Source organism: Wolbachia endosymbiont of Folsomia candida, from assembly GCF_001931755.2.
In the GTDB taxonomy this organism is placed as follows: domain Bacteria; phylum Pseudomonadota; class Alphaproteobacteria; order Rickettsiales; family Anaplasmataceae; genus Wolbachia.
In genome coordinates this window covers 703,070-721,135 of the sequence record NZ_CP015510.2, presented here as the reverse complement: position 1 = coordinate 721,135, position 18,066 = coordinate 703,070, and the positions used below count along the sequence as shown (strand labels likewise).

15 protein-coding genes are annotated in these 18,066 nt (G+C 34.8%); 3 read left to right on the top strand and 12 right to left on the bottom strand.

The features are described from left to right. Nucleotides 1–98: 98 nt before the first annotated feature. The 12 genes from ASM33_RS03340 to ASM33_RS03290 all read right to left on the bottom strand — a co-directional run bounded on the left by ASM33_RS03340 (nt 99) and on the right by ASM33_RS03290 (nt 10,939). Nucleotides 99–1,181, bottom strand: a complete 1,083-nt coding sequence (locus ASM33_RS03340; RefSeq protein ID WP_110410370.1) for a S49 family peptidase — start codon at nt 1,179–1,181, stop codon at nt 99–101. Then, on the bottom strand, nt 1,178–2,590 hold the full coding sequence (locus ASM33_RS03335) for a phage portal protein (RefSeq protein ID WP_110410371.1): 1,413 nt from the start codon (nt 2,588–2,590) through the stop codon (nt 1,178–1,180). The genes ASM33_RS03340 and ASM33_RS03335 overlap by 4 nt, the downstream gene beginning before the upstream one ends. Further along, nucleotides 2,559–2,768 (bottom strand): hypothetical protein, encoded by a 210-nt coding sequence (locus ASM33_RS03330; RefSeq protein ID WP_110410372.1) that lies wholly within the window; start codon nt 2,766–2,768, stop codon nt 2,559–2,561. The genes ASM33_RS03335 and ASM33_RS03330 overlap by 32 nt, the downstream gene beginning before the upstream one ends. A gap of 9 nt (nt 2,769–2,777) precedes the next feature. Continuing rightward, complete coding sequence (locus tag ASM33_RS03325; RefSeq protein WP_110410373.1) at nt 2,778–3,002, bottom strand: gpW family head-tail joining protein; 225 nt, start codon at nt 3,000–3,002, stop codon at nt 2,778–2,780. Further along, entirely contained in the window at nt 2,995–4,824 is a 1,830-nt protein-coding gene (locus tag ASM33_RS03320) for a phage terminase large subunit family protein (protein WP_110410374.1), read from the bottom strand. Before ASM33_RS03320 ends, ASM33_RS03325 begins: the two co-directional genes overlap by 8 nt. Further along, the gene (locus tag ASM33_RS03315) at nt 4,821–6,392 is read right to left on the bottom strand and encodes an ankyrin repeat domain-containing protein (protein ID WP_110410375.1); all 1,572 of its coding nucleotides are present in this window, start codon (nt 6,390–6,392) and stop codon (nt 4,821–4,823) included. Before ASM33_RS03315 ends, ASM33_RS03320 begins: the two co-directional genes overlap by 4 nt. Before the next feature lie 28 nt (nt 6,393–6,420). Beyond that, nucleotides 6,421–6,894, bottom strand: a complete 474-nt coding sequence (locus ASM33_RS03310) for a hypothetical protein (RefSeq protein ID WP_110410601.1) — start codon at nt 6,892–6,894, stop codon at nt 6,421–6,423. A gap of 67 nt (nt 6,895–6,961) precedes the next feature. Then, the gene (locus ASM33_RS03305; protein WP_110410376.1) at nt 6,962–8,197 is read right to left on the bottom strand and encodes a DNA modification methylase; all 1,236 of its coding nucleotides are present in this window, start codon (nt 8,195–8,197) and stop codon (nt 6,962–6,964) included. 250 nt (nt 8,198–8,447) lie between these two features. Next, complete coding sequence (locus tag ASM33_RS03300) at nt 8,448–8,936, bottom strand: crossover junction endodeoxyribonuclease RuvC (protein ID WP_110410377.1); 489 nt, start codon at nt 8,934–8,936, stop codon at nt 8,448–8,450. Between the two features lie 24 nt (nt 8,937–8,960). Then, the gene (locus ASM33_RS03295) at nt 8,961–9,968 is read right to left on the bottom strand and encodes a virulence RhuM family protein (protein WP_110410378.1); all 1,008 of its coding nucleotides are present in this window, start codon (nt 9,966–9,968) and stop codon (nt 8,961–8,963) included. A gap of 61 nt (nt 9,969–10,029) precedes the next feature. Then, nucleotides 10,030–10,161 (bottom strand): hypothetical protein, encoded by a 132-nt coding sequence (locus ASM33_RS08810; RefSeq protein WP_257791014.1) that lies wholly within the window; start codon nt 10,159–10,161, stop codon nt 10,030–10,032. A gap of 106 nt (nt 10,162–10,267) precedes the next feature. Next, nucleotides 10,268–10,939, bottom strand: coding sequence for an AAA family ATPase (locus ASM33_RS03290; protein WP_110410379.1), 672 nt, complete (start codon nt 10,937–10,939; stop codon nt 10,268–10,270). 3,626 nt (nt 10,940–14,565) lie between these two features. On the opposite strand from ASM33_RS03290, the gene ASM33_RS03285 reads away from it, so the two are divergent. The 3 genes from ASM33_RS03285 to ASM33_RS03275 are packed head-to-tail and all read left to right on the top strand — an operon-like array spanning nt 14,566 to nt 18,065. After that, on the top strand, nt 14,566–16,635 hold the full coding sequence (locus ASM33_RS03285) for an AAA family ATPase (RefSeq protein WP_110410380.1): 2,070 nt from the start codon (nt 14,566–14,568) through the stop codon (nt 16,633–16,635). A 57-nt stretch (nt 16,636–16,692) separates the two neighbouring features. Beyond that, on the top strand, nt 16,693–17,238 hold the full coding sequence (locus ASM33_RS03280; RefSeq protein ID WP_110410381.1) for a helix-turn-helix domain-containing protein: 546 nt from the start codon (nt 16,693–16,695) through the stop codon (nt 17,236–17,238). After that, a complete protein-coding gene (locus tag ASM33_RS03275; RefSeq protein WP_110410382.1) occupies nt 17,235–18,065 on the top strand; it encodes an ATP-binding protein in 831 nt (276 codons plus the stop codon). The genes ASM33_RS03280 and ASM33_RS03275 overlap by 4 nt, the downstream gene beginning before the upstream one ends. Nucleotide 18,066 lies beyond the last annotated feature (1 nt).

The window sequence follows — 18,066 nt, the reverse complement described above, 5'->3', positions numbered from 1 at the left end:
CTGAAAATTTTTATAGAAATTATGTTTTTTGAATTTTTTCGCTGAGTTTGTAATTGCTATAGCCTGCGGAATAGCTTTAGCTTTGTGATGATTGAGGTTTATTGTCGTGCCTTAGCCGCTTTCATTACTAGACCTTCTGATGAGTCTTGTGGCAATGCACTGAAAATTTCATTCTTCACCGTTTGCTCTGCAAGAGTTTTCATTAAGATCTCTCGTGCTTGTTCAACATTTACGCTTTGTTCAATAAACTCTGTTATTTTTTCTGGCATTCGTGATAAATTACACAAACGTATTACCTCTAAAACTTCAGTGCGACATTTTTCATAACCAATATGCTTACCTTGATCAATTAATTCATCAGGGTTTATAGTTTGTGCTTTAGTTGCTTGTTCATTCATAGTGAAATTCCTCCTATGTTGATTAATAAATTCAGAAAATGTTATAATTCCATCTGCAATGCCAATCTCAATCGCTTTTTGACCAAAATAAAGCCCTGCTTCAGTGGATTTGACAGCTTCTATAGAAAGATTTCGATTGCGTGCTATAAGCTGTACAAACATTCCATATAAGCGATCTATTTCCCCTCTCAAACTTTCTAAGCCTTCAGAGTTAATAGGCTCATGCGGGTTTAAATCATTCTTTCTGCTACCTGCAAAAATAGTTGTATATTTAATACCTTGTTTCTCATCAAATCCACTTTGATCTATATGGCTTGCTATTACTCCAATACTTCCTACTCCTGAAGTACGAGTCACAAAAACCTTTTCAGCGCTAGAGGCAATAGCATACGCGGCAGAGTACGCATCATCATTGGCTATTGCTACAATCTTTTTTTTCGACCTTGATTCGTAAATAAAATCAGCTAGATCAAAAATACCATTTACCTCCCCTCCAGGGCTGTCTATATCTAGTAAAATGGTTTCTACTTTATCATTTCCCAATGCTTCCTCTATTTGAAAGCGAATTCTTTCATATGACGTCATACCTAAAATATCGTCAAAAGTTCCGGGGTTTTTAGTTAGAATTCCGTAAATTGGTACAATTGCTACTCCTTTTAGGCTTATAGTATTATGCTTTAAGTTCTTAAAGTTTGCTTGTTTTCCGCTATATAAAGATAGTAGTTCAAAACTTCTTGTCTCTACCATCATTGGTTTATTTAGCCATATTGCTTGTTTTGTCATGATTTTTGTTGTGTACTCCTTGTATCCGAGTCAAAAAATAGGTTGAAAGAATCAGCACGATTTTGATCTTCAGCTATTTCTTGATCAATTTCTTCAGCATCATATCCCATTTCTGAAACTACTTCTGACCTGCTCTTGAAGCCATTTCTTACTGCCATTTGCTGTGCTTGTTGGTCTTTTAGCGGGTCTACCCAATCAAATCCCTGTGGTATCCACTTTACTTCTTTTAACGTTTCTTTTGCTGTTGTAGGGAGTTTTCCAGATAGAGTGGCAAGTTCTATCCATCGATTCCATATAGGCCTGCAGAACTGAAATACCATAATATTGTGTTGTAACATTGCACATCTTCTGCGAAACTCTATTAATCCTGCTCTAATTGAAGAATAATTTACGTTGGTTAAATCACCTGTTAGTTGTTCATAGGTAATCCCAATGCCAATTGCAATTGCACGTAACTGCTGTCTCATGAATGCTTCATAACTGCCACCAACGTCAGATGGTTCTGAAAACTTAATATCTTCGCCTGGATCAAGTAATTGCATAGTGCCAGGTTCAAGGCCAGAAAGCGCAACTCCATGCTCATTTGCTTCACCTTCTCCTAAAATACTTGCCTCTGGATCAAGTCGTGTGATAAATCCAGCAAACATTGCCGCAGTCTTTTTTCTAACTAATTCTGCATCATCGTATTGGTCAAGCTCATAGAGTTTCAAAAGTACGTTGGAAAGCCAAGGTTCTCCTCTAATTTGCCCAGGTCTGAGTGGCTTATAGATATGCAAAACATCATTTGCTGGTACTCTTACAGACTCACCAAAAGTACTCTCACCAGGGTGTTCTCGAAATAGGTAATACGCTTCTCTTTGTCCAAGCCTATTGAACTCAATACCATTTCGGATTACGTTACCATTTGCCAGAGTTTGATTGCTTTTATTATCCAAGTGCTCTGATTCAAGCACTTGCAACTGCAATGGCACAGAGAATCCATCTTCTTGCTTGCGAGTACGTAACCGAACAAAACATTCCCCGCCTTCAACCATACTTCTGCATACCAGAGCCTGTAATCCGTAGAAATCACTAATATTATTACTATCTGCTTCATCGGTCCAACAAAGCCACAGCTCTTGAATTTTTTTGCGAAACTCTGCATCTTTAGCTTTTGATTGGGGTTTTATGCCAGTTCCAACAGAGTTGCTCACTATCGTATCAATAATATTTGCAGCATATGGATTTTTCCGCACCATGTCTCGAGAACGACTGCGCAAAGTTTCAATACTATGAGAAAGTAAGCTATTTATGCCACCTCCCTCTGGCTGCCAATACATAACTCTTCTACCAGATCCTGCTCCATCCCATGCAGAACTTTTGGCTTTTGGTAATTTGTTAAATAGTTGCTTTAGTGATTTGATCCACATGCTTTTTACTTCCTTTAGTTTTTGGGTTCTTAGATAACTCAATCTCTTTTACACTTGGAGAGCATTTTCTATGTTTTCTGATTCTGTGTTTTGCTATTCCAGAATGGCTAGCAGTAATAAAATTCTTTAGATGCTCTAAAAAGTCCTGATATTTCTCTTCTTCTGCAATCTTTTTCATAGACCTCCTTTAAATAATTCCCTTATTCGCCGAAAACACTACCTTTCTTTTAGGCTTTTGACCTGCAATTTTCAGTTCAGCTTTGATTCTTTGCCGAAGACTCAATAAATCGTTTATTTGTACTTCTGCATAACGAACAACATGATCACCATAGCCAATAGATACAACTCGCTCTCCTTTTTGGAGTTTCTTTATCGCTTTTTCAACTTGTAATAAATATTCTTCACTATACATTTTGATCGCCCAGCCACTTACTCTTTCTTATTTTTTCTGATTTCTTTCTACTCTCGGTCTTTTCACTCAAACTACTCCACTGATTTTCTTGCCAACGATCGATTCCCAGTGCAATAGATGCAGCTCTTGCGTAAATTCTACAATCAAGTGCTTCGTTACGATCTCTTATTTTCTGCCACTCTTGCTTCGTATATCCTTTTACTACTTTGGTAATTAATTGCTCTGCTGTAAGCTGTTTAAAATATTCAGGTGAGTACTCTGGGAAATGGCAATATCCAGCCTCTTCATTTTGCGAAATATTAAGCAATTGAAACAACTCTGACTTTAATATTGATACTCCAACTGGCCAGAGTTTCATTCCTCTGCGTAGTTTTTTCCCGCTAACCGTTATATCAACTCTACTTGGGCTATTGAGCGGAACAAGGGCTTTGTTCATTCCTTTGACTGCCATAACTCTGCCAGATCCTTGATGACTTCTCACCCAATTATATACTTCTTGCGTTGCATATCCTGCATCCACTGCCATCATGCTAATTGTGTATTCAACTCCATGCGGCCCAAGAAAGTGATGATTCAATAACTCTGATAATTTATTCCAAATAACTTTGTCTCCAGGATCTCCTTCAAACACTTGATAATCAATTGACCAGCTCTTTCTACCTTTTCCCCAAGCTACAACTTCAACTTCTAACCGATCTTTTTGAACATCAACACCTGCTGTGAGAACTACTTCTCCTTCTGGTATTGTGCCAATAAGGTAAGATTCTCTACGCTCAAAAAGATGTTTCCAGTCTGGTACTTCTCCTCTATCAACCCAAGTTTCTCCCAGCACTGTATTTATCCAGACTTTTAATAGTTGTTCGTTATCTTTACTATGCAAAAATTCCGCTACTGCTTGACTCCAGCTATACCATCCAACTGGACTATACAAGCTTGAAATATGAAACCCTGCTGTCTTTCCATCTTTTGTTGAATCAGTAGCTCTCCACTCTCCCTTGGCAAGCATATCTATTTTTTGATGGTTTTCTATTTTGCCTTTGCATTCAGTGCATTCATAATGTGCTGTTTTTGGATCCTTATCTTCCCACTTTATTTGTGACCATTTTAACACTTGATGGTGATTACAATGAGGACATGGGACAAAAAAGTAACGTTTATCGGAAGCTTCAAATTCTTTTTCTATTCTGCTGATGCCATGCACTGTAGGAGTTGATACTAAAAATATCTTTCGACGGGTAAAAGTATTAGTGCGGGCTATGCTAAGTAAGACAGGATCACCTTCTCCACTTGAATCTCCAGGATAGGCATCAATCTCATCAAGAAAGAGATATTTTACCGGCATAGAACGAAGGCCTACACTGCTATTTGCGCCAGTTATTACTACAATTCCTCCAGGAAACTCTTTACTTTGAACGGTATTACCTGAATCTCTTGATCTGGGATCTTTTACTTTATCTTTTAAACATGGCGTATTTTCAATTAAAGGCGCAAATCTTCCTTTAGACCAACGCTTTCCCATTTCTACAGTTGGTTGAACTACTAGCATGGGACCTGGTGTTTGATCAATGACATAGCCTATCCAGTTATTTCCAGCTTCTGTTCCTCCAATTTGTGCTCCTTTCATAAAAATCACTCTTTCAACCTTCGATGACGGCGAAAGTGAATCCATTATTTCTTTAAGGTAAGGAGTTCTTTCTGTTCTCCATTTTCCTGGCTCTGATGATGCTGTTTGTGAAAGCACTCGATATTCATCTGACCACTCTGAGACTTTAAGTAGTGGATCTGGCTTGAATCCTGCATAAAAACTGCTGCTATAAATCATCTTCTGCCTCTACCAATAGCAGCAACATCATCAAAGCTTTCTTTACTTTCTGTTTCTTTATATTCTTCTCTACACCTACTATTTACTACATCTTCTACTTCTTGAGTTGTTTCCAAAATGGAAATATCTCCCTGAGGTTCACATTGCTTCTCTAATTCTTTGGACATCTCTTTCTGGAATTCGTTTTCTATGTATCTTCTAGTAATGTCACTCATAATTATTGCTGTAGTCAGAGCGAGTATTCCAATCACTATGGCAATTACAGGGTTAGCGTATATTATGGTCAATGTTACTGCGCTAACTGCTGTAAAAATCCAGATAACATTGTTGTACTTTTTCACCTTTTTATCGGCTACTTTTCTATGTTCTATATATCTATTGTTCAAAGCATGAAAAGTTGGAAAATTTATTCCAGATGTTCTGTCCAATAGGGATATATTTCTCCCAACAAGCAAAATCTTTAGTAGCTCTAAATTATTTGATTTTATTCCATAATTAATGGCTGAAATAGGATTTGCTCCTTTTTTAAGTAGTAATTTTACAACATTTAAATGTCCTTTTTCTGCAGCAAGATAGATTGGAGATTGATCTTTATTATTTGAAACATTTACATCAATTCCTTCTTTTAAAATATCATCCAGTAACTCAACATATCCTCTTTCTGCTGCCAAATGTAATAAACTGTTTTTATCAGATCCATATTTATTACTTATTAAAGCCCTCTTGATCTCAGGCCTATTTCCCTCTTTAGCATAGTCAAATGGTGTTTTGCCATTATCATCCTTGACTAATGGGTCTATATCTTCTCGGGTTAGTAAAACTTCTATGGTTTTGAGCCTATCAGCGTAATGTAGCGGTGTTTTATTTTCATAATCTTGTAAATTGATCTTGGAGTTAGGAGCGTTTATTAAGCATCTCACAATATCCAAGCATAAGTCTCGTTCATCGTAATTACTGACACTTACAGCGTTGTGAAGAGGTGATAACTCCATCGAGCCTTGGCCTTTGCGAGCTAAGTTCACATCTCCTCCAAGCTTTAGAAGTAATTTTACTATTTCCAGTTTTTTATTGTTCACTGCATAGTGCATTGGAGTCTGATTTCTTGCATCAAAGACATCAAGTTCAGCGTTTCCTTCTTCAACTAAAACTTTTACAATTTCCGCATGTCCAATAGCAGCTGCTAAATGTAATGGCGTGTGAAGTAAAGCGTTTTGTGAATTAACATCAACACCTTTTCTGATTAAATATCTAACTGCATTAATCTCACCCACCATTGCTGCTAAATGAAGTAAGCTATCTTGTTCTGATCCATATTTATTATTAATCAGAGCTTCTAATATTTCTACTTTTTTACCGTCTTTTGCGTAATCAAGAGATGTTTTACCATCGTTGTCTTCCACAAAAGGATTAATGTTTTTCTTAAGTAATAGAAGCTCTACCAGACTCAGCTCATCGAGCTCTATAGCACAATGTAATGGGGTTTTGCCATTAGAGCCTCGAGCATTGATATCTATGCCTGGTTGATTGACAAGACATCTGATTAATTCTAAGTGTAAGTTACTGGTCATTTAAGGTGTTTTTGGTTTATTAAAATTTTTATTTAGGCAACTCTTCCATGGCAGTTCTAATTTCTTTTGTTAATTTTTCATGGATCTTTTCTGCCTCATTCATCGATGCAAGAAGTGCTGACACTCTATCTGGAATATTTAAAAGTTTATTTCTTACTACTCTTGCGACGTTAAAGGCATCACGCTTTACTTCTTCTATCGCTACTAATTCGCCAATTTCAGCTTTAGCCTTAGCTTCTAGGAGTTTACCACGCTCTATTTCATTTTTAATTCTGGTTTTAAGCAGCATGGTTGAAAGCTCACTAGTATTTTTTCTACCATCATCGTTTTCACCGTTTTTTCTTCTAAGTGGCTGACTTGGATCACGAATTGTTTCAAGTGCGTTATTTGCTTGTTCTCTATCCACCATACCACCTTCAAGTTCTACAATTCCTTGTTTCACTAAATAACAGACGTATTGCTTGGAAAACCCTTGTTCTCTTGCCCATTCTGTTTGTGTCATTTTTCCTTTTTCCACTTCTTTTTTCTCCTTTGTAATTTTTCTCTAAATGTTGAATCAAACTTAATTTTCACTTTTGTATTATCTTTTCTTGAGTTTCTAAAAAAGTCTTTCCAGTGTCAGCGAAAAGAGCATCTCTTCCTGTGTATACTTGCCAACGTTTTATAGTCACATCAACAAATGCAGGATCTAGCTCAATTGTTCTACATATTCTGCCTGTGCGCTCACATGCAATCAAAGTACTTCCAGACCCGCTAAATGGATCAAGAACTATATCACCTGGTCTACTGCTATTTATTATTGCTCTCTCCATTAACTCAACTGGCTTCATGGTTGGATGTAATGAGTTATAAGTAGGTTTGTCATAAAACCATAGATCACTTTGATTTCTCCCACCATACCACTGACGTTTACTTCCATCTTTCCAACCATAAAGTATTGGTTCATACTGTCTTTGGTAATCAGATCTCCCAATAGTAAAATGATTCTTTGCCCAAATGATAAATGTTGACCAACGTCCTCCTGCTTCTTCAAATACCTTTTGCAGCGTGGCAAGCTCAGATGATGATGAACAAATGTAAATTGCCCCTTTGGTATAGGCTAAAATATGAGAGCAAATGTTATAGAGGAACAATTCGTATTTTTCACCTTGATCATCATTAAGCATTTTTCGATCATCTCTTTCCTGACTAGCGCCATAATCAACGTTATAAGGAGGGTCACAAACTGTAATATCAGCCATTTTGTCATCTAAAATCGCTTTAAATGAATCAATTACTTGACTATCACCACAGTAAATTTTATGATCACCTAAAATCCATAAATCTCCTGGTTTTGTGACTACTGATTTGCTTTTACAACTGTGTTCATTTAAATCAGCAAGATCTTTTTCTTCCTCTTTGTATTCATCGTCAAGAAAACGTTGGATTTTTTCCAGTTCAAACCCAGTGAGCTTTAGATCAAAATTTAAATCTTCAAGATCCTGGAGTTCAAGTTTCAATAGATCATCATCCCACTTCGCCCAGTTAGCTGATTCATTTGCTAGTAATCTAAATGCTTTGGTTTGTGCTTCGCTTAAATTATCACTTAAGACCACCGGAACACTCTCCATACCAAGCTTTCTTGCAGCTTTAAGGCGTAAATGGCCATCAACCACCGTACCATCACTTTTTGCAACTATTGGAATGCGAAAGCCAAATTCGCGAATAGAGGCACACATTCTGTTCACCACAACGTCATTTTTACGTGGATTGCGGTCGTATTCGATTAGGTTCCCAATTGGATAATATTGAAGTTCTAAATTCATGATTTCAAAGAATTAATAGCTCGGTAAAGTAGTTAACATTCAAAATATCTCTAACGCTAGAAAACGCCCGGGCTCTTCGCCACCCACGCGAATTTTATTATGGGAAGGACCCACAAAATTGGTTAATATACAAAGGTTTTTTCATCATTATAATTAAGTTATTCATTTATTTTGTTTCTTATTTAGAATTATTACTTAATAAGCTAGGATATAATTTCTACTATGAGTATACATGGCCATATCTTAACGTTTAAGAATATTTATTTATATCTTCATAATTAGAATTGGAACTGAAATTCCTCTGTGCCAAAAACATAATAGCCAAAGCATCTGCCTCATTATCGTCTTGAGGTACAAATCCTTTGTTTTTCACAGCTTCAATTACTTCTGCCTTACTTGCGTTGCCCTTACCGGTAATAAAGCGTTTAATAGTCTTGACAGGTACACCTTCGTATGGAATACTATTTTCCTCACACCAAGCAGTTAAATGAGCTAAGAACCCTCCGTAGCAATGGGCAGCATCAGTCCCTAAATGTCTTCTTACCTCTTCAAAATACACTGCAGAAATATTTCCAAGTTTTTCCTTTATAGAGTTAAGCCAGCTATGGAAATTTAAGAACTTCATCCCACCACCGCTAAAACGATTACCATGAAAACTTTCACTCCCACTATGAATTACTCCATCATGTAGAATAGCCCATCCGGTTTGTTTGCCTAAATCAAGTGTTAGTATTGACATATTTTATTTTGAGATATAGAATTCTTAAAGATTTTTCTTTTTACTTTCTTCTAGCAATTTATCGAAGTCTGATTTGTACGATTTATCTTGTATTTTTCTGAATTCTTTATACTCCTTTGTAGCTAAGGCAATTGCTACTTCATGAGAAACTTTACCATAGTTCTTTAATATCTCTTGCTCGTTAAATTTTAAAAATGCGTCAAGCTTTTCCTTCCAATCTTTCATATACATTACTTTACCTCGAGCAGCTTGAAACTCTGCATGGTCTATATACATATTCACTATCTTATTCAATTGAGCAATTTCATTTTTATCTAAATAGTTTTTTGCTACCTGAGTGTTAGAGAGAAAGATTTTCTCTTTAGGTGCTTTTCGCCAATTTGTTAGGCCCATATTTGGTTTATTTCTATTTGCTCTATTTGCGATTATTTCTGCTGCTGTATTTCCGGTAATGGCAAAATGTAATTTGTTTTGCACTATAGCAAAGAAATCTCTTGTTTCAATTGCACAACTTGAATAATCTAATGAAGTTGCATAAATATCTGTAATTTTCTGGTAAGCTATACGCTCGCTAGCTCGAATTTCTCTTATTTCTTCAACTAGCTCATCAAAGAACCTAGCATCAAATCTTGTGCCATTCTTAAATCTATTACTATCTATTGCAAAGCCTTTAAAAATGTAATTCTTTAGTTTATCTGTTGCCCATGTACGAAAAGCTATGCCACGCTCTGAATTAACACGATAGCCTGCTGATATAACAGCTTCTAAATTGTAGAATACTACATTACGTTTTACTTCTCTTCCTCCTTCTTTTTGAACTGTCGAGAATTCCTCGGTAGTTGAGCTTTTGTCTAATTCTTTACTTAGATAAATATTCTTTAGGTGTAGCGAAATATTATCACTTGAACAACCAAATAGCTCAGCCATATGTTTCTGTGTAAGCCATAGATTGTCATTTTCAAACCTGACTTCTATACATACCTTTCCATCGCCTGTTTCATAAAATATGATTTCATTGTAACCTGGATTCATAAACTTTAATTCAGATACATACTTCAAGTTATTGTGGCATTTTCTGCTTTAAGTAGCAATTTTATTTGAAAAGAGACTTACCAACTTCATATTCTCCTTTAAGGAACGAAACATCTCCCATGGAAAGCCAACCCTCTAAAATAAACTCTTTCTCTGGAGCGCACCATTTTGCAAAATCTATTGCTTTTCTCATAAAATTATTTAGATGTTAAAAAGTTAAACTGGTAGTCTGTCTAGTATTTTCAAAATATAAAACACTCCATAATGGAAAATAACCCAGCCAGAAAATTAACTAATTGTCACTTTTGTTTGGAATAATGAGAGATGTAATTTACTAAATAGCTGCTATCTTCTTCATCCTGATAAGCATACATGTGAAACTTCATCGTATCGCGCCACACTCCTGTTTCTATTAACCCATGTTTACATAATAAAACAGCGCAATTAACTTTTCTTGCTATGTGAGCGCAGCACTTTTGAACAAATTGTTTGACATGAGAACTATTATTTTCATCTCCTCCAAAAAAGTCTGAGACTTCGTCCAACACTACAAGTTTAGGATTAAATGATTCAATATCACTAAGTAATTCATCAAATAAATGAGTTAATATTCCTACGTTATTGTTGTCAAATTTCATCAATAAATTTTCTTTACCAAATAGGGAAACCATTTTTATTCTGTGAGGACATCTTCTGCTCAGTCTTGTGTGAACTCTATGCTGTCGTGTCAATAGCTCATTTTCATCAATTTCCGAAAATACTCCATAAACTTTAGCTGGTTCAAAACTTGTATCTAACCAATGTTGACCAGTTGCAAGGGCTGTAATTAATTCTTGAACTAAGAAAGATTTGTTTGTACCACGTTCACCAGAAAGAGATGAAACGCTTCCAATAGCAAGCCAATCTTTAATTACCCATTCTTGTTCAGGCGGTAAACCATTCCACATTGAAAAATCTATTTCTTTTATCATAAATTACCAAAATATTGAAAGAAGAATTGCATAAAAAACTTTATGTAGAATAGCCAAGCCAGCTAAGATCAAGTGTGAGTGTCGACATTCTATTTGCTAACAAAGTTCATAAAAGAAAGAATTATTAGAGGCAGCCTAAGAAATGGAACCTTAAGCCACCTTTTTGAGATAGCGAGTTCATTGCCCCTATACTAATTATATACCGGATTTCTCACAACTTTTTCCGGAGATTTTGCAAAAAAATTCAAATAAATTTCAAATTTGCTAAAATTGTTCAATAAAACCCATTAAAATAGTAAAAATAATAATAAAATTTCTTGATATTTTAATCCTATATAAAGATTCGTTAAAAAGTTAGTAGTTAGAGCTTTTACCAGCTAAAAAATAAACCAGTTAAAATGTTCCCTATAGTAAAAAAGTTCTTGGCATAAAAATACGAATATGATAAAATTAAAAGGGTGTTTCTCTTCACAAGGAATTTATCTTGGTAATAAGTAGTAAGAAATACCGTTTATTTCAATTTTAAGCTATGTTACAAGCGTTCTTTGACTAAGGGGGGTATATTTCTTCATCCAGGTCATGGGTAGCTTTAAAAACGCATTTAAAACGACTTTTATATTTCGGTTAAAAATTTAAATGGTAAGTAGCACGGTATTAATTTGTATTAGCCTTTATTTAAAGCTTGTTCAGTTGAGCAGATGGCCGCCGCGGAAACTTTTCTTATGTATTATAAACTATTTGTAGGCTTTTAAACTATTTGTAGGCTTTTTAAGAAAAATTAATAAATTAAACATTTTAGCGCGTTAATAATATTATAGGTAGGTGTTATGAAGGTTACATATCCTATATGCTCTATTATTATTATATATTATTATTTTATATAATATAATATAAGGTCTCTCACGAAACTAAGCTATACTAAAAAACCCGCCACAGGCCTAGCTTTCAAAGCAATTAAGAAGTTTTCTTGAATTCCAACCTTAAATTACCATTAACTCTTGATATATAGCAGGATTTTTCCTTTTAGGAGATTTCATTTTCCAATCTAAAACGGACTAAACTGCCAAAAATCTGTGTAATCTCGAATCTAAAGCACTTAATTTGCAAATAACTATTATAAATAATTTTACTAATATGGCATTTTCGGAGCTCATGTACCTTAAGGTTTTTATCTTAGCAGCAACCATAATTTCTTGATTGTTTTAAATCTTTTAGTTAGGTTTTTAACTACATTGTTGCTTATAGTTTAAGGGTAGATAGAACGTTAGCAAAGAAAAATTAGATAAAGACCGATAGAGGTATGGCAGAAAATAGCTCAAGTTATCAAGAATTTTTAATATTGTACAAAATTTAAAGAGAAAGTTAGTGCATTTAGACCCACAAGGCTTGTACTTTAACCATACCCCTAAACTATCTTTATTGCTTTATGAAGACCTAAATAACGTTTCAAAGCGATTCTATTGTTTTTGGGTAAAATTTATCCACCCATACTCCTATCGCTAATATAAACCCTATTTAAATTTGAATAAAAGGCATAGCTGCACTGCCTCCATTTTAAATTCTATCACATTTTTTTGTTAGCTGTAATTAAAAATTTGGTCATTTTCCAAAATTTTGGTGAATATATATAATAAGCACAGGAGAAAAACTTTAATCGATACATTAGGAGGCCTTATGGAAATATAACCGCCAAAAAAAATTTGAACATTTTGAGAAGATTTCGCGATATATATTAGTAGGAGGGCATTAAAAAAATTAGACATTAGAGGCGGTTAGTTTCGGCATATAAATTTTTTTTAATTTTTTTTCAAATTTGCGGACGAATTTGCGAGTGACCGTATATATATATTATATGCAAGTTTAGTTTCATCGTATAAAATTTTTTTTATATTTTGCGACGAATTTGCAAATGACGGTGTATATATGTTACATGGGGTGATAGAAATGACTTACCGAAAAATTTAAGTTATGAAAAAATCTTTTACTCCAAGCAAGTTGTTTGTTTAGGCTACTTTGAAAAATTTTTATTGGTATTGCCAAAAACTTTTGAACATTTTGAGAAGATTTCGCGATATATATTAGTAGGAGGGCAAAAATTAGACATTGTGGAGAAGGTTTTTGGAATTCCTAGCCGGCTTGCTCTTTAAAACTTCTTAGGAGAGCTATGGAAATACAACAGCTTCTATCTCAAACCCCTGAACAATTTTTTGTTGTTCAACTTTTTTTTCAAAACCATCATAAAGTGAGGAGGCTAATCCTGTAATACATTAGTAGAGGGGTATAGAAAATAAGCATACTTCTCTCTGGTAATTGTAAATATGTTAAGCTTTTTTTTGATTCAAGACAGTTGGAAAGGCAAATTGCGTTGTCACACAAGTATGGTCTTTAAGACGTAAAAAATATTTTTTTGAACACTTTGAGTAGTTTTGTTGATATTTATTAGTAGAAGGGTATGAAAATCAGTTATGGGAGAAGAACAGCACAGGACTAAACCTATAGATGGCTTATTTAGGAGTGATCTTGCTGTAATTACGTAAGTATCTCATAAGCAAAGTATAGCGTATTTTGCAACATAATGCAGATGAAATATGCAACTTATAGGAGGCCTTTTTGTTAAAAGTTAAAATGAAAATAAATTTTGTAATCATCACAATTTTTGCTTATTGAAAGGAAATTATTTCAACAAATAAAGATTTTTTGGACAAAAATTTTCCAAATCCTGAATATAATATACATGGCATGTATTAAATGCAAAATTTTCTTCTTTTTTAAAAGTTGAATTTGTTAAGAAATGGAGGGTATTTCAACTTTTTTGGACGAAATTTAAAGTGCGCGGTGTATATATATAATATCTGAGGTAAATTTTTTTGAACAAAATGAGAGTGAATGTTGATATATATTTATAGGAGGCCTTTTTGTTTAAAGTTAAAATGAAAATAAATTTTGTAATTTTTTTGAGGAGTGTAAGTTGAGGGCAGAGTTAAATTTTCAATGCCACCATTAGCCGCTATAGAAGCAACTTTTCTTTGTGCTATTTATATATTTTTGCAATTTTTTGGACGATTTTGAAAGTTACCGGGTATATATGTAAGGCCTAAAACAAATAGGATATAAATTTTTTTTGTAATCTTTTAGACAAAATGACAATTGAACTTGTATATATATTACGGAAGCATATGAAAGTTTGTTAAAAAAAAGTGAACAGTTTTTGTAATTTTGTTGAACTTATTATATTAGGGGGCATAGCTCTTTTACCTAACAGACTTAGGCCGCAAACATTTTTATTAATATGGTAAATATGAACACTACTAACTTATATTTGAAAAAAAACTTCCACTATTCCCGGAAAAAACTACAACAAATCCGGTATATCTATAATAGAGGGCCATGAAAACATTAAGACACCTCTATTACTAACTCGCGTTAAACTTTAACTTATACGAGTGCTAAATAATAGTGAAACTAACCACTTCTTATTGTATAGCAGAAAGTAACGTTGTCAAGGGTTATAATTGATAAAAATGAAGAATTTTTTCAGGGCCAAATAGACAATGTCAATTTCACTCATAGAAGTAAGAGTTGAGACGTGAGTTGCAATTTATTTAACGTTTTTAAAGGTAATAAATATGTATACTTCACATGATAAACAGACTTTATTTGAAAGAACAGAAAAAGCAAAATCGGGGCTGATCTCAAGAATGGATTCATGCCTATCTTACTTATTTCCAGCCGGTTTCTTTCGCGATGATCAATTCTTTGTTGGTAACACAAGCGGAGATAAAGGTAAAAGTTTAGTAGTAGAAACAAGAGGTAGTAGAGCCGGATTATGGATTGACTTTGCCACAGGTGAGGGAGGAGATGAAATTGATCTCTGGCGTGATGCTACCGGTAAAAGCAAGTTTCTTGATACCATAGAAGACATAGAAAAATGGCTTAGTTATTCGACACCTCAACATAACAGAGAAATTTCAGAGCATTTAACAGCATGCTGGGACTACCATGATGAAAATAACCAAGTAATAGCTAAAATCTATCGTTATGATAACACCTTAGGAGAAAAACGTTACAGTTGTTTTGATGTAAGAAGATCAACTAATACTGCACCAGATCCAAGACCTCTATACAATGTCCCTGGCATACTTAAATCCGACAAGATCATTTTTGTTGAAGGTGAAAAGTGTGCTGAAGCTTTAATAAGCAAAGGCATAACAGCTACAACAGCAATGTTCGGAGCAAATGCACCTATTGATAAAACCAATTGGTTGCCACTCAAAGGTAAGCACATAACTATATGGCCAGATAATGACAGCCCAGGTCAGAAATATGCTGAAAATGTTGCAAAGAAGCTTTTAGATATTGGCGCTGCATCACTTGCTATTTTTAAAATTCCACAAGATAAACCAAAAGGTTGGGATGCAGATGATTGTATTGAAGAGGGAACAGATGTCGAAAAATTTTTAACTTCAACTGTTTCTTTCGAATGTACAAAAAACCTTACGTCATTTCCTGTATGGCAATATCTAGATGACAAATCACCAATGCCAGAAGATATCATAGCTCCAAGAATCTTAACTCCAAGTGGTCTTTTAGTCTTTGCTGGAGCACCTAAAGTTGGAAAGAGTGATTTTCTTATTTCTTGGCTCTTTCACCTGGCTGCCGGGGTTCCACTTCTTGATATGGCACCAAAAAGGCCTTTAAGGATCTTCTATCTTCAGACTGAAATTGGTTACCATTATATGCGAGAACGTTTGCAACAATTGAAACTCAGTGAAGAGCTCATAAAACTTGCTAAAAATAATTTGGTTGTTACTTCTCAGACCAAGTTACTTTTAAATGAAAATGGCATTAAGGACATTGTACTTGAAGTAGAGAAACATTTTGATCCAAAGACCATTGATATTATTGCTGTTGATCCATTACGTAATATTTTTGATGCTGACCAATACGGCAATGAAAACGACAATAATGCTATGCTCTTCTTTTTGCAAGAGAGAATAGAAAAGCTGCGCACTTTAATTAATCCTAATGCTGGAGTTATTCTTGTACACCATACACGAAAAATGCAGAAGAAACTATTGGAAGAAGATCCATTTCAGAGCTTTAGCGGCGCGAGTAGCTTACGAGGGTTCTATACTACAGGTATGATCATGTTTAGACCAGATGAGAAGAACAGCAATCGTCAACTGATGTTTGAGCTGCGTAACGGTAATTCTATTGCATCAAAGTGTATTGATAAAGTTGATAACCGTTGGTACGAAGTTGACGCTGAATCACAAAGGTTAGCAAATGAAGAATACGGCAAAAAACTGGATGCTGAACGTTCTCGTAGATACGATATCATTTTGGATTTAATTTGCGAAGAAGGGCGCAAAGGACATGTTTACACGATTAACCAATTTTGTCAGGCATTTGAAAACAGAGAGAGCCTAGGTAGTAGACATTCTATACGCGATCGTCTCGATGTTCTTGCCACGAAAGGTTGCATAAAATTCAACAAAGAAGGTAAAAACGCTGCAAGAAATAAATACGGAGTGCTTTGCGTTGAAGGTATGGAACTTGGGAAGAAAATATTTGATCCCGAGAAAAACAAGAAAGTAATGGTCTATCATAGATTATTACCAACACACTACAAATCAATGGACTATGGAAGCGTAATTCCAGTAGAAAATTCAAACTTCTGGGTCAATCACTACTAAATTCCCCCAAATATTAACATCTTAAATTCTTTCACATTTTTTTATTATGGAGAAATTATGACTTCAAAAAATTCCTACACTGGCATTAATCCAAAATTTGCTGAAAAAATAAAACACTATGCTAAATTTCTTAAGAGAAAGAATATTTTTGCTCACTGGCATATTAAAGATGTAGAACAAGAACTTTCACTGCATTGCTTACCTGGACTTAAGAAATACGATGAACGTGATGAGCAGTACGAGGCTAAAATTACTCAGTATATCAAATGCCGTTCTATTAATTTAGAAGAGAGAGAAGAGTGTAAAAAACGTGCGATTGATTTTGTTGATGAGGATGATTTAGATGCACTGGACGAAGAAAGTGAAAGTTTTGAATATGACTGTGCAGTACGAATTGATGTAAATGAAGCAATTGCAAAATTACCTTCGGAGCTAGGGGAGGTATGCAAGTTACTCATGGAGAATAATTTTAACGTCAATGAAGTTAGTAGGATAGCAAGTATACCAAAATCAACTCTTCACGACACACTTAAAAAATTAAGCGAGGATAAGAATTTTGTCAACTTAAAGATATATTTGCCTGTTTCAGGGGGAAAAATATGAAAATAATCAACTGCAATGAAAGAGCAAAAACAACAACAGGTATCAAGGTAGTAATCTTTGGTCCTTATGGTATTGGTAAAACCAGCCTCTTAAAGACTATAAGTGAACCAACACTCTGTCTCGATTGTGAGGCAGGTTTGCTTGCTGTTCAGGAGTGGAAAGGGGATTCTATTAGCATTCGTACTTGGAATGAAGCTCGGGATCTTGCCTGTCTAATTGGTGGTCCAAATCCTGCATTAAAATCTGATTCAGCATATAGTCAAAAACACTATGAGCATGTATCCAGTAAACACAAGGAGCTTTCTTCAGAGTTTCTCAAGTATCGATGTATTTTCATTGATAGCATCACAGTAGCATCACGCCTTTGTTTATTATGGGCAAAAATGCAACCTGAAGCTGTTTCTGAGAGATCGGGAAAACAGGACATGAGAGCTGCATATGGATTACTTGCTCAAGAAATGATGGCTTGGCTCAATCAGTTTCAACATATTAGAGATAAAGATATTATTCTAGTTGGGACTCTAGGTCAATACTTAGATGACTTCAATCGTCCAACTTGGCTACCTCAATGTGAAGGGGCTAAAACTGCCAGTGAAATCCCTGGTATTGTTGATGAAGTTATCAGCATGGTTGGTATCAAAAAAGATGATGGTACTGAGAAGCGCTCATTTGTTTGCCATACTATTAATTCTTGGGGATACCCAGCTAAGGATCGAAGTGGCTGCCTGAATATGGTTGAAGAACCGCATTTGGGAAAATTACTTACGAAAATTAAAACTAAAGCATTTTCTACTACTACTCAATTTTCCACTCAACTTGGAGCATAAT